The sequence below is a fragment of the Streptomyces sp. NPDC050732 genome, assembly GCF_040654255.1.
Taxonomy (GTDB): Bacteria; Actinomycetota; Actinomycetes; order Streptomycetales; family Streptomycetaceae; genus Streptomyces.
Genome location: NZ_JBFAHP010000005.1, coordinates 59793 through 73441, shown reverse-complemented (window position 1 = coordinate 73441; position 13649 = coordinate 59793). Strand labels below are relative to the sequence as shown.

Genomic DNA, 13649 nt, shown 5'->3' with positions numbered 1-13649 from the left:
CCGGTGACCGCTTGCCTTGCACCCGTTGCCCCTTTCCTGGCTGCCGGATACTAATGCGCTTGAGCGGTGAGACTCTAAAGCGCATTAGTCAGCGCCCGCAAGGCTTTCAACGCACCCAGCTGACCAGGGGAGTTGCCCCGCAGGTCGCCCGATCTTCGAATTCGGTTCCCCGAATCCATTGACTTTGCGCCACCGTTCCGTGCAGGGTCTGCCTCGGCGTGGATTGCCCGGCTCGGACGGTCGCAGTCACCGCCGTCCCACGCTGGGCCGAGCAAAGGAGCCGTTTCACCGTGCGTATCTCCCGTATCCCCCGCAGAGCGGTCGCCGCAGGCGCCGTCCTCGCCGTCCTGCTGCCGCTGAGCGCCTGTGGCGACGGAGGTGACGGCAGCGGTTCCACGGACGCGTCGGGAAAGATCGAAGGCAAGATCACCTTCCAGACCTGGAACCTGAAGGCCAACTTCAAGCCCTACTTCGAAGGCTTGGTCGACGAGTTCGAGAAGAAGTACCCCGGCACCGAGGTGAAGTGGGTCGACCAGCCCGGCGAGGGCTATGCCGACAAGATCAGCGCCGACGCCGCCGCGGGCACGCTCCCCGACGTCGTCAACGTCTCGCCCGACCTGGTCGCCCCGCTCGCCAAGGCCGGCCTCGCCCTCGACCTCGGCAAGGCCGCGGGGAAGTACGAGAAGGAGTACCTCCCGGGCGCCTGGAAGAGCCACCAGATACCGGGCATGGACGGGACGTACGCCTTCCCCTGGTACCTCAACACCGGCCCGCTCTTCTACAACAAGCGCCTCTTCAAGGACGCGGGCCTCGACGAGAACAAGCCCCCGAAGACGTACGACCAGCTCTTCGACAACGCCCTGGAGCTCGCCGAGAAGAGCGACGGCAAGGTCGCCACCCTCGCCAACGTCCCCACCATCGAGGACTTCGGCCGCTACGGCGTGCCGCTCATGAACAAGGAAGGCACCGGCTTCACCTTCAACGACGCCAAGGGTGTCGAACTCCTCACGAAGTACAAGAAGTTGTACGACGCCAAGGCGCTCGACGGGCAGGCGCTGACCGCCACGCCGGAGTCGACGGGCAAGAAGTTCCTCACCGAGGCCGTCGCCATGAACCCCGGCAGCGCGCTCGACCTGGAGAAGTTCAAGAAGGACGCGCCGAAGCTCTACAAGAACATCGGCATCACCCCGCAGATCAGCAACACCGGCAAGGACAACATGTACGTGATGGGCGTGATGGTGAACGCCCGCACGAAGCAGACGCCGGCCGCCGTCGCCTTCGCGCACTTCGTCACCGACGCGAAGCACCAGATGGAGTTCGCCAAGAAGGTCGCGATCTTCCCCAGCACCGAGGGCTCCCTCGACGACCCGTACTTCACGAAGCAGGACGGCAAGGAGGAGACCCGGGTCCGCGTCGCCGCCGCGAAGTCCATCAAGACCGCGGTGAACTACACGCCCGTGCTGTTCAGCGAGCAGATGAAGGTCGAGCTGCGCAACGCCGTCGCCAGGGCGCTGCAGGGCAAGGAGAGCCCGAAGGAAGCGCTTGACAACGCTGTCAAGAACTGTGACCGGCTGCTGAAGACCAGCTGAGGCCAGGGACCCGTACGACCATGAAGAGCCCCACCGCCGCCAAGGCGACCCCGACCGACATCGGCGCCGCGGGCCCCGCGCTCAAGGGGCCCGGCCCCGAAGGGCGCGGCGGCCGCCGCCGCATCCGCCGCCAACTCCCCACCAGCCCCTGGCTGTTCGCCGCCCCCGGGCTCGTGATCGTCGCGGTCTTCATCCTCTACCCGTTCGTCAGCACCCTCAACAACTCCTTCACGGACAAGCGGACACTGATCCCGGGCGAGTACGTCGGCCTCGCCAACTTCCGTGAGCTGCTGCACGACGACATGTTCTGGATCGGCCTGCGCAACAGCACGATCTACGTCCTCGTGGTCGTCCCGGCACTCGTCGTGCTGCCCCTGCTCCTCGCGATGCTCGTCCAGAAACACATCCCCGGCATCACCTTCTTCCGGTCCGCCTTCTACACCCCGGTCGTCGCCTCGATCGTCGTCGTGGGCCTGATCTGGGTGTGGATGCTGGACGAGCGAGGCCTGGTCAACGCCGTCCTGGAAGCGGTCGGCGTCGGGAAGGTCGGCTTCCTCAGCGACCAGTGGCTGCTGCTGTTCAGCGCGATGGCCGTGACGGTCTGGAAGGGCCTCGGCTACTACATGATCATCTATCTCGCGGCGCTCGCCAACGTGCCGCGCGAGCTCCACGAGGCGGCGGCGGTCGACGGCGCCGGGGCGTTCCGCCGCTTCCTCACCGTCACCGTGCCCGCCGTGCGCTCCACCATGGTCCTGGTCGGCGCGCTCTCCTCGGTCGCCGCCTTCAAGGTGTTCTCCGAGGTGTACCTGATGGCCGGACCCACCGGCGGCCCGGCCGGCGAGGACACCACGCTCGTGATGCTGGTGCAGCGCGTCGGCACCGGCCTGACCGGACGGGTCGGCTACGCCTCGGCCATCTCGGTCGTCGTCTTCGTCGTCACCGTCGCACTGATGCTGCTCGTACTGCGGGCGGACCGGAAGGAGGACGCGTGAGCACCGCCGAGAAGATCCCCCCGACGGCCACCGGGCGTGCCGCGGCCGGGAAGCCCCGCCGTCGCCGGATCACCGACGAGAACGGCCGCCGGATGCCCGTGTGGGAGATCGTCCTGCGCTACGGACTCCTCCTCGCCGTCCTGGCGTTGATGATCGGCCCGTTCCTCTGGCAGCTGTCCACGTCCCTCAAGGGGCCGCACGAGGACATCTTCAGCTCCCCGCCGAAGTTCCTGCCCTCCGACCCCACCTTCCACAACTACGAGCGGGTCGCCGACACCATCCCCGTCTGGGACTACGCCCTCAACTCCCTGAAGGTGGCCGCAGCCAACGTCGTCACCAACTGCGTGGGCGCGACGCTCGCCGGATACGCGCTCGCGCGCCTGCGCTACCGCGGCCGCAAAGCGGCGACCGTCGTCTTCATCCTCGCCATGCTGGTCCCCGTCGAAGGCATCATCATCGCCCAGTTCACCACCATGCGTGAGCTCGGCCTGAACAACACCCTCGTCGGCGTACTGCTGCCCGGCTGCGTGTCCGCGCTCAACGTCCTGCTGATGCGCAACGCTTTCCTGAACGTGCCCTACGAGATCGAGGAAGCCGCGTTCGTGGACGGCGCCAACGTCTGGCAGCGGTTCCTGCGCATCGCGCTGCCCGCCGTCAAGGGCACCCTCGCCGTCGTCGCGATCTTCGCCTTCATGGGGGCCTGGGACGACTTCCTGTGGCCGCTCATCGTGCTCAGCGACCCGGAGCGGTTCACCCTCACCATCGGCCTGAACTACCTGCACGGCACCTTCGCCAACGACGAGCGCCTCGTCGCCGCGGGCACGGTCATCGCCGTGCTCCCGCTGATCGTCCTCTTCGCCTGCCTCCAGCGGTACTTCTTCCGCGGGGTGGGGGAGGGCGCGGTCAAGGGCTGAACGGCTCGTCCGAACACACCAGAACCAGGATCCGCATTGCCTTCCGCATCGCCTTCGGGCACGCCCGCATCGCCTTCGGGCCCGCCGCGCTTCGGCGCCAACTACACGCCCGCCCAGGGGTGGTTCCACCACTGGCTCGACTTCGACCTCGACGCCGTGCGCGCCGACCTCGACGCGATCGCCTCGCTGGGCCTCGACCACATCCGGGTCTTCCCGATCTGGCCGTACTTCCAGCCCAACCGCACCCTGATCCGGCCGCGCGCCGTCGACCAGCTGGTCCAGCTCGCCGACGCCGCCGCCGAACGCGGACTCGACGTCAACGTCGACGGCCTCCAGGGGCACCTGTCCAGCTTCGACTTCCTGCCCGCGTGGACCCAGACCTGGCACCGGCGGAACATCTTCACCGACCCCGACGTGGTGGCCGGGCAGGCCGCGTACCTGCGCACGCTCGCCGCCGCCCTCGCCGACCGGCCGAACTTCATCGGCATGACCATCGGCAACGAGATCAACCAGTTCTCCGCGGGCCCGCACCCCGACCCCGACCGCATCACCCCGGAACAGGCGGAGTCCTGGCTGCGCACGGTCCTCGCCGCCTGCGAGGAGGGCGCCCCCGGCAAGCTGCACCTGCACGCCGAGTACGACGCCGCCTGGTACCAGGACGACCAGCCCTTCACCCCGGCGCAGGCCGCCCGGCTCGGCGCCGTCACCGCCGTGCACTCCTGGGTCTTCAACGGCACGGCCCAGCGTCACGGGCGCACCGGCACGGCCACCCGGACCCATGCGGCGTACATGATCGAGCTGTCCAAGGCCTGGGCTGACGACCCGCGCAGGCCCGTCTGGCTCCAGGAGGTCGGCGCGCCCGCACCGCTGATCCCGGCGGAGCACGCCGCGTCCTTCACCGAGGACACGATCACGGCGGCGCTCGACTGCCAGGACGTGTGGGGCGTGACGTGGTGGTGCTCCCACGACGTGTCACGCGACCTCGCGGACTTCCCCGAACTTGAGTACAGCCTGGGCCTGTTGACCAATGACGGCGCGGTCAAGCCCGCCGGTGCGGCGATCGCGCGAATCGCCGGGGAGTGGCGCGGCCGTACGCACACGCCCGCGCCCCGAACGACCGCGGTGGTCGTGGACGACGCCTTGGAACGGCGCTCGGAGTGCGCCCCCGGCGGCGCCGTCTTCGAGGCGTTCGCGCGGCTGGCCGAGGACGGTGTCCGGCCCGCGGTGGTCCTCGCCGGACGGGCGGGGGATGCCGGGTACCTCGCTGCGCGAGGCATCAGCGAAGTGCTGCTGCCGGCGGACATCCGGTAGGCGCCCGCCCGCCCGTCTCACACGGGGCTCCGCCCCGGACCCCGCTCCTCAAACGCCGGAGGGGCTGAAATTGCCCCCGGCTCCTCAAGCGCCGGAGGGGCTGAAGTTGTCCCCCGGGCTCCTCGAACGCCGGAGGGGCCGAGATTTCCCGCACACCCGAACACATCGGAGAAGCCTCATGCATGACGACCGCACCCTGGTCGAAGCCCGTCTCAAGCGCGTTCTGGACGAGCGCGTCAGGCCCGCCGTGTATCCGGCCTCCGTACCGCTGGACGTCGCGGTGTGGAACGCGCCGGGCGAGCCGGTACCGGTCGCCGAAGGGCTCACCGCCGAGCCGTCGCCGACCTCCGTCGGCGAGAAGTGGGGCGCGCCCTGGGGGACCAGCTGGTTCCGGGTGACCGGGACCGTGCCGAAGGAGTGGGCGGGGAAGACCGTCGAGGCGATCCTCGACCTCGGCTTCGACGAGAACATGCCCGGCTTCCAGTGCGAGGGCCTCGTCTACCGCCCCGACGGCACCCCGGTGAAGGGTCTCAACCCGCGCAACCAGTGGGTGCGGATCGCCGCGCCCGCCGAGGGCGGCGAAGAGGTGCGGCTGCACATCGAGGCCGCCTCCAACCCCGTCATCCTCGACTACCACCCCTTCCTGCCCACCCGGCTGGGCGACAAGGAGACCGCCGGCAGCGAACCCCAGTACAGGCTGGAGCGCATGGACCTCGCCGTCTTCGACGAGACGGTGTGGCAGCTCGTCATCGACCTGGAGGTCCTCGGTGAGCTGATGCGGGAGCTGCCCGAGGACTCCGGGCGGCGCTACGCCATCGTGCGCGCGGTCGGCCGTGCGCTCGACGCCGTCGACCTCCAGGACGTGAACGGCTCGGCCGCCGCCGCCCGCGCCGAGCTGGAGACGGTGCTCACCACTCCCGCCGAGCCCTCCGCCCACCGCATCAGCGCCGTCGGTCACGCGCACATCGACTCGGCCTGGCTGTGGCCGCTGCGTGAGACGGTGCGCAAGGTGGCGCGTACGACGTCGAACATGACCGCGCTCATCGAGGACGAGCCCGACTTCGTCTTCGCCATGTCGCAGGCGCAGCAGTGGGCGTGGATCAAGGAGCACCGGCCCGAGGTGTGGGCGAAGGTGAAGAAGGCGGTCGCCGACGGCCGGTTCGTGCCGGCGGGCGGCATGTGGGTCGAGTCGGACACGAACATGCCGGGTTCGGAGGCGATGGCCCGTCAGTTCGTGCACGGCAAGCGGTTCTTCTTGGACGAGTTCGGCGTCGAGAACGACGAGGCGTGGCTGCCCGACACCTTCGGCTTCGCCGCCGGCCTCCCGCAGATCATCAAGGCGGCGGGCTCCAAGTGGCTGCTCACCCAGAAGATCTCCTGGTCGCAGACCAACCGCTTCCCGCACCACACCTTCAACTGGGAAGGCATCGACGGCACCCGCATCTTCACGCACTTCCCGCCCGTCGACACCTACAACTGCTCGATGAAGGGAAGTGAGATCGCGCATGCCGCGAAGAACTTCAAGGACAAGGGTGTGGCGCGGCACTCCCTCGCGCCCACCGGGTGGGGCGACGGAGGCGGCGGCACCACCCGCGAGATGATCGCGAAGGCCGCGCGGATGCGGGACCTGGAGGGCTCGGCGACCGTTCGGTGGGAGACGCCGCGGGAGTTCTTCGAGAAGGCCGAGGCCGAGTACCCGAACGCCCCCGTCTGGGTCGGCGAGCTCTACCTCGAACTGCACCGCGCGACCCTCACCAGCCAGGCCGGCACCAAGCAGGGCAACCGCCGCAGCGAGCACCTGCTGCGCGAGGCGGAGCTGTGGGCCGCGACGGCCGCCGTCCGGTGCGAGGAATTCGCGTACCCTACCGAGCAGTTGGACCGCATCTGGAAGACGGTGCTGCTCCACCAGTTCCACGACATCCTGCCCGGCTCGTCCATCGCCTGGGTGCACCGCGAGGCCCGCGCGACCTACGCGGCGCTCGCCCAGGAACTCGACGGCATCATCGGCGCGGCGCAGCGCGCTCTCGCCGGTGAGGGGACCGGCGCACTGGTCTTCAACTCCACGCCGCACACCCGCGACGGCGTCCCCGCGGGCGGTGCCCGGGCCGCCGGGGCCGACGGCGAGGCGGCGCTCGCCCCGCGTGCGGAGGGCGGCTTCGTCCTCGACAACGGCCTGCTGCGGGTGGAGATCGACGGGCGCGGCCTGGTCGTCTCCGCGTACGACCTCGTGGCCGGCCGGGAGACCGTCCCGCCCGGGCAGGCGGCGAACCTGCCGCAGCTCCACGCCGACTTCCCGAACATGTGGGACGCGTGGGACGTCGACGAGTTCTACCGCAACACCGTCAGCGACCTCACGGACGCCGACGAGGTCGTGCCGGGCGAGGGCGCGTCGGTCCGAGTCGTGCGCACCTTCGGCGACTCGCGCCTCACGCAGGTGCTCTCGCTCGCCCCCGGCGGCCGGCGCCTCGACATCGACACCGAGGTCGACTGGCACGAGACGGAGAAGTTCCTCAAGCTGGCCTTCCCGCTGGACATCCACGCGGAGCGGTACGCGTCGGAGACCCAGTTCGGCCACTTCTACCGCGCCACGCACACCAACACGAGCTGGGAGGCCGCCAAGTTCGAGGCGTGCAACCACCGCTTCGTGCACATCGAGGAGCCGGGCTGGGGCGTCGCCCTCGTCAACGACTCGACGTACGGCCACGACGTGACCCGCACCGTCCGCGCCGAGGACTCCGGCACGACCACGACGGTCCGCGTCTCGCTGCTGCGCGCCCCGCGCTTCCCCGACCCCGAGACGGACCAGGGCGTCCACCGCTTCCGGCACGCGCTGGTGCCGGGGGCGGGGATCGGCGACGCGGTGCGCGAGGGGTACCGCATCAACCTGCCCGAGCGCCGGCTCACCGGTGGCTCCGAGGTGGCGCCGCTGGTGACGGTCGACGACGACGCGGTGGTGGTCACCGCGGTCAAGCTCGCCGACGACGGCAGCGGTGACGTGGTCGTCCGCTTCCACGAGGCACACGGCGGCCGGGCCCGCGCCACACTGACGGCCGGCTTCCCGGTCGGCTCGGTCACGGTGACCGACCTGCTGGAGCGGCCGCTCGCCGGGGTGGCGGCACCGGAGCTCGCGGGTGCCGCGGTGCCGGTGAAGCTCCGGCCGTTCGAGCTGGTGACGCTGCGGTTCACGCGGAGCTGACGCCCGCCGGGCACTCCCTCACCCGTCGGTCCGCAGCCACACGCGGAGCGGGCCGACGGGTGCGAAGCCGTGACGGAGCGCGGCCGTGAGATCGTCGCCGTGCTCGTAGCCGACGGCTGGCACGCCGGGCCAGAGGCGGGCCGTGGCGTCCAGGCAGGAACTCCAGGCGGTGTCCAGGTCGTCGTCGGCGGCGAAGAGGTTGGAGATGCCGATGACGGACGCGGCGGGAAAGGCGACGGCGCCCGCCGTGACGCGGTCCTCGGCCTTGGCCGCCAAGAACACCGCTCCGTCGTCGAACAGAGCGGGCCGGAACAGTCCTTCGCTCTCGCCGTCACCGCTCCACGCGGCCTCCCACGCGGACAGCCGGCCGGCGCCCTCGACGGGCTCCCAGCCACCGCCGCGCGGTGCGGACTCCGCCGCGGGCCGGTGGATCCACCGTGCCTCGAACAGCACCTCGAAGCCGGCCGCGGAGAGGTCCAGCGTGCCGAAGCTGTCCTTGACCGAGGCGCCGGGTGACGTGACGTCGATGCGGGCGAGCACGTCGTCGGGTGTCGCGTCGGGGGAGAGCGTCACGGCGTCGGGGTACAGCGGGGGAGTGCGCCGGGGGCTCGCCCAGACGCCGCCTTCGACGGCACCGGGCACGCCGTGGGAACGGCAGACGGCGTCGCACCAGGCGGCGTTGTTGCGTACGGCTGAGGCCACGGCCGTGAGCGTGGCCGTGTTCGGGGTGGTGCGCGGGTCGGTGATCACTGGGGGATGGTGTCAGGGGCGGCCGGATCGCGCCGCTCATTTAACTCAGCCCTCCACCTGGCCCCGCAGCCAGTCCTCCACCTCGCCGACGTGTGCCGCCGCCGCGGCCCGCGCCGCCTCCGGGTCCCGTGCCACGAGCGCCCGGTGGATGCGGGCGTGTTCGCGCCGGGTGCGTGCGAAGGCGTCTTCCTCCTGGTAGCCGCGCCACACCCGGGCGCGGAACGTGCGCGAGGAGAGGCCCTCCAGTATCGCGGCCATCGTGTCGTTTCCCGCCGCGAAGGCGATCGCGCGGTGGAACGCCAGATCGTGCGAGAGGATCTCCTCCGGGTCCTCGGTGGCGTTCATGGCGTCCAAGTGCTTCGCCACATCGGCGAGTTGGGTCTCCGTGATCCGCGCGGCGGCCAGCGCGGTCGCCGTGGACTCCAGGGCCCGGCGTACCTCCAGGAGCTCGACCAGTTGCGGTCCACGGGACAGGTCCGCCACCACGCCGAAGGTCTCCAGGAGGTCCCCGGCCTCCAACTGCGTGACGTAGATGCCGGAGCCGTGCCGTGCTTCGAGGACGCCGAGCACCGTCAGGGCGCGGATCGCCTCCCGCATCGAACTGCGCGACAGGCCCAGCTGGACGGCCAAGTCCCGCTCGGTGGGCAGGCGTTGGCCCGGTTCGAGGCGCCCCTCGCCGATCATCTCCTTGATCTGCTCGATGGCCCGCTGCGTCACGGTGCCCTTCTGCGGGGCGGGCTGCTCCGGTCGGTCCACGTAACGCTCCTCCACTGGCCGAGTGCGCCGCAGTCTAGTCAGAGTCGTGGTCCGACGTGGTCCGACCACTACGGCCGGAAAGCGGAAAAAGTCGCCGACGAAGGGTGTTGTGGGCGGCAAGTGGTCTGATAAATATTCGCGTCACCAAGACCTGGCATCCATTCGCTCACTCTCGATCACGCGCCACCCTTCTTCGTTCCCACTCGGTGAGGAGCTGTCAGATGGTCGGCAGGAAAGTGCGCAACAGGGCTGACGGGAGGGGGGTTTCGCGGACGGTACGCACCGCGGCCGCGGCCGCTTACGCGTCCCTCGCCCTCGCCGCGTGCGGCAGCCGCGCACAGGACTGACCACTCGCTGGTTCCCCGCGCTCCCGCCCCCTTCCGGAAAGGCCTCCCGGTGCCCCCGACCCCCTCCCGCGTCACCGCGGTCGACACCTACGACATACGGTTCCCGACCTCACGGGAACGGGACGGGTCCGACGCGATGAACCCGGACCCCGACTACTCCGCCGCCTACGTGGTGCTCCGCACCGACGCCGCCGACGGCCTGGCGGGGCACGGCTTCACCTTCACCATCGGCCGCGGCAACGACGTCCAGGTCGCCGCGATCCGCTCCCTGCGCCACCACGTGATCGGCCGCCCTGTCGACGAGCTCTGCGCCGACCCCGGCACGCTCAGCCGCGACCTCGTCGGCGACAGCCAGCTGCGCTGGCTCGGCCCCGAGAAGGGCGTGATGCACATGGCCATCGGCGCCGTCGTCAACGCCGTCTGGGATCTGACGGCCAAGCGTGCCCGCAAGCCGCTCTGGCAGCTGCTCGCCGACGCTCCGCCCGAATGGCTCGTCTCCCAAATCGACTTCCGCTACATCACCGACGCCCTCACCCCGGAGGAGGCCCTGGGGCTGCTGCGGTCCGGCCGCGTGGGCGCGGCGGACCGCACGGCGCGGCTGGCCGAGCACGGCTTCCCCGCCTACACCACGTCGCCCGGCTGGCTCGGCCACAGCGACGAGAAGCTCACCCGGCTCGCCCGGCAGGCCGTCGCCGACGGCTTCACCCAGATCAAGCTGAAGGTCGGCGCCGATCTCGCCGACGACATCCGCCGCTGCCGCACCGCGCGCGAGGCCATCGGCCCCGGCATCCGCATGGCCGTCGACGCCAACCAGCGCTGGAACGTCGACGAGGCCGTCCGGTGGACGCGCGCCCTCGCCGCATTCGACCCCTACTGGGTCGAGGAGCCCACCAGCCCCGACGACGTCCTCGGCCACGCCGCGATCCGCACGGCCGTCGCCCCCGTGAAGGTCGCCACCGGCGAACACGTGCAGAACCGCATCGTCTTCAAGCAGCTCCTCCAGGCCGGCGCCATCGACATCCTCCAGATGGACGCGGCACGGGTCGGCGGGGTCAACGAAAACCTCGCCATCCTGCTGCTCGCCGCCAAGTTCGGCGTCCCCGTCTGCCCGCATGCGGGCGGCGTCGGCCTCTGCGAGCTCGTCCAGCACCTGTCGATGTTCGACTACGTGGCGCTCGCGGGCACCACCGAGAACCGCGTCATCGAGTACGTCGACCACCTCCACGAGCACTTCACCGACCCGGTGGTGATCCGCGCGGGCCACTACAGGGCCCCGATCGCGCCGGGCTTCTCGGCGACGATGCGGGCCGAGTCCATCGCCGAATTCACCTACCCGGACGGCACGTTCTGGGCCGCCGACCTCGCACAGGACGGGGGAGCAGCCGCATGACCGACTTCCAAGGTCTCAAGGCCCTGGTCACGGGCGGGGCGTCCGGCATCGGCCGGGCCACCGCCGAACTCCTCACCGCGCGCGGAGCGGACGTGGCCGTCCTCGACCTCGACCCGAGCGGCGTGCGGGAACCCCTTCGCGCGTACGTCGCCGACGTGGGCGACGACGCGTCCGTACGGGACGCCGTCGCCTCGGCCGCGGCCGACCTCGGCGGACTGGACGTCCTCGTCAACAACGCGGGCATCGGCGCACAGGGCACCGTCGAGGACAACGACGACGCCCAGTGGCACTCCGTCCTGGACGTCAACGTCCTCGGGGTCGTCCGCACCAGCCGCGCCGCCCTGCCCCATCTGCGCGTCTCGACGAGCGCCGCGATCGTCAACACCTGCTCCATCGCCGCGACCGCCGGCCTGCCGCAACGCGCCCTGTACGCGGCGTCGAAGGGAGCGGTGCTCTCCCTCACCCTCGCCATGGCCGCCGACCACGTACGCGAAGGGGTGCGCGTCAACTGCGTCAACCCCGGCACCGTCGACACCCCGTGGGTCGGCCGCCTCCTGGACGCCGCCCCCGACCCGGCCGCCGAACGGGCCGCCCTGGCGGCCCGCCAGCCCACCGGCCGCCTGGTCACGGCGGACGAGGTCGCGGGCGCCATCGCCTACCTGGCGAGCCCCCTCTCCGGCGCCACCACGGGCACCGCGCTCGCCGTCGACGGCGGCATGCAGGGCCTACGGCTCCGACCGGAGAAGCGGTGAGCGCCCCGGAGCCGGTGAGCGCCCCGGAGCCGGTGAGCTCCCTGGAACTGGTGAGTGGCCCGGAATCGGCGAGCGGCTTGGAACCGGTGAGCGCGCCGGAACCGGCGAGTGGCCTGGAACCGGCGAGTGCCCTGGAGCCGGTGAGCTCCCTGGAACTGGTGAGTGGCCCGGAACCGGTGAGCGGCTTGGAACCGGTGAGCGCGCCGGAACCGACGAGTACCCGGGGGCCGGCGAGTGCCCCGGAACCGGCGAGCGGCCCGGAATCGGCGAGTGCCCCGCAACCGGTGAGCGGCCCGGAACCGGCGAGCGCGCCGGAACCGACGAGTGCCCCGGAACCGACGAGTGCCCCGGAACCGGCGAGCGGCCCGGAATCGGCGAGTGCCCCGCAACCGGTGAGCGGCCCGGAACCGGCGAGCGCCCTGGAGCCAGCGAACTCCCTGGAGCCGGCGAGTGCTTTGGAGCCGACGAGTGCCCTGGAGCCGGCGAGTGCCTTGGAGCCGACGAGTGCCCTGGACCTGGTGAGCGCCCTGGAACAGGCGAGCGCCCGGGGACCGGCGAGTGCCCCGGAACCGACGGGTGCGCCGGAATCGGCGAGCGGTCTGGCGCGGCGTGCTCTCGGGCGTAGTGGCGTCCAGGTGACCGTGCTGTCCTTCGGGGCCGCCGGCATCGGCAACCTCTACGCGCCGGTCGCCGATGATCAGGCCGCCGCCGCCCTCGACCACGCCTGGAACGCGGGCATCCGCTACTTCGACACCGCCCCGCATTACGGCCTCGGTCTGTCCGAGCGCAGGCTGGGGGAGGCGCTGCGCGACCGGGACCGCTCCTCGTACGTCATCTCGACGAAGGTCGGCAGACTCCTGGAGCCGGCCGACGAGGCGACCGGCGACGACCTAGCCGACGGCGGTTTCGCGGTGCCGCGCACGCACCGCAGGGTCTGGGACTTCAGCGCGGACGGGGTACGCCGGTCGATGGAGTCCAGCCTCACCCGCCTCGGCGTCGACCGCCTCGACGTCGTCTTCCTGCACGACCCCGACGACCACGCCGAAGAGGCCTTCCGCGAGGGCTACCCGGCCCTGGAGAAGCTGCGCTCCGAAGGCGTCGTCGGCGCGATCGGAGCCGGCATGAACCAGGCGGAGATGCTCACCCGCTTCGTCCGCGAGACCGACGTCGACGCCGTGCTCTGCGCCGGCCGCTACACCCTCCTTGACCACGGGGCCCTAGCCGAGCTGCTGCCCGCGGCGAGCGAGCGCGGCACCTCGGTCGTCATCGGCGGCGTCTTCAACTCCGGCCTGCTCGCCGACCCCAGGCCAGGGGCACGGTTCGACTACACCGAGGCGCCGCCCGGACTGCTGGCGCGCGCCCGCGCCCTGCGGGCGGTGGCCGAACGGCACGGCACCACGCTCCGGGCCGCCGCGCTCGCCTTCCCCTCCGGCCACCCGGCCGTCGCCAGCGTGCTGGTCGGCGTCCGCGCCCCCGAGCAGGTCACCGACGCCGCCGCACAGTTCGCCGCCGAGGTGCCCGCCGGTTTCTGGCGGGAGGCGAGGGAGACAGGGCTGCTGCCGCCGGAGGTGCCGGTCCCCGGAGAGGCGCGGCGGGATATGGATGAAGACATACCGGGAGGCGTACGGGGAAGGCACCGGCTGTGAGAGTCA

General features: G+C 71.1%; 10 protein-coding genes. 8 read left to right on the top strand and 2 right to left on the bottom strand.

Annotated elements, in window-relative coordinates; translation table 11 throughout:
* The first annotated feature begins 290 nt into the window (after positions 1–290).
* From AB0H82_RS06275 to AB0H82_RS06255, 5 genes are all read left to right on the top strand, one after another.
* Positions 291–1589, top strand: a complete 1299-nt coding sequence (locus tag AB0H82_RS06275; RefSeq protein WP_362989384.1) for an extracellular solute-binding protein — start codon at positions 291–293, stop codon at positions 1587–1589.
* Positions 1590–1609: 20 nt separating this feature from the next.
* On the top strand, positions 1610–2581 hold the full coding sequence (locus AB0H82_RS06270; RefSeq protein WP_362989382.1) for a sugar ABC transporter permease: 972 nt from the start codon (positions 1610–1612) through the stop codon (positions 2579–2581).
* Between the two features lie 14 nt (positions 2582–2595).
* On the top strand, positions 2596–3495 hold the full coding sequence (locus AB0H82_RS06265) for a carbohydrate ABC transporter permease (protein ID WP_362989658.1): 900 nt from the start codon (positions 2596–2598) through the stop codon (positions 3493–3495).
* A gap of 36 nt (positions 3496–3531) precedes the next feature.
* Positions 3532–4806, top strand: coding sequence for a glycosyl hydrolase (locus tag AB0H82_RS06260; RefSeq protein ID WP_362989380.1), 1275 nt, complete (start codon positions 3532–3534; stop codon positions 4804–4806).
* Between the two features lie 178 nt (positions 4807–4984).
* The gene (locus tag AB0H82_RS06255) at positions 4985–8002 is read left to right on the top strand and encodes a glycoside hydrolase family 38 C-terminal domain-containing protein (RefSeq protein ID WP_362989378.1); all 3018 of its coding nucleotides are present in this window, start codon (positions 4985–4987) and stop codon (positions 8000–8002) included.
* Positions 8003–8020: 18 nt separating this feature from the next.
* On the opposite strand, the gene AB0H82_RS06250 is transcribed toward AB0H82_RS06255, so the two are convergent.
* Positions 8021–8752: a hypothetical protein gene (locus AB0H82_RS06250; protein WP_362989376.1), complete on the bottom strand. Its 732-nt coding sequence runs from the start codon at positions 8750–8752 to the stop codon at positions 8021–8023.
* Positions 8753–8797: 45 nt separating this feature from the next.
* A complete protein-coding gene (locus AB0H82_RS06245; protein ID WP_362989374.1) occupies positions 8798–9508 on the bottom strand; it encodes a FadR/GntR family transcriptional regulator in 711 nt (236 codons plus the stop codon).
* Positions 9509–9904: 396 nt separating this feature from the next.
* Here AB0H82_RS06245 and AB0H82_RS06240 point away from each other — a divergent pair, with 396 nt between their 5' ends.
* The 3 genes from AB0H82_RS06240 (at position 9905) to AB0H82_RS06230 (ending at position 13643) form a co-directional block, all read left to right on the top strand.
* Positions 9905–11245, top strand: coding sequence for an L-fuconate dehydratase (locus AB0H82_RS06240; protein ID WP_362989371.1), 1341 nt, complete (start codon positions 9905–9907; stop codon positions 11243–11245).
* Positions 11242–11997, top strand: coding sequence for an SDR family oxidoreductase (locus AB0H82_RS06235; RefSeq protein WP_362989370.1), 756 nt, complete (start codon positions 11242–11244; stop codon positions 11995–11997). Before AB0H82_RS06240 ends, AB0H82_RS06235 begins: the two co-directional genes overlap by 4 nt.
* A 599-nt stretch (positions 11998–12596) precedes the next feature.
* Positions 12597–13643: an aldo/keto reductase gene (locus AB0H82_RS06230; protein WP_362989656.1), complete on the top strand. Its 1047-nt coding sequence runs from the start codon at positions 12597–12599 to the stop codon at positions 13641–13643.
* The last annotated feature ends 6 nt before the right edge of the window (positions 13644–13649 follow it).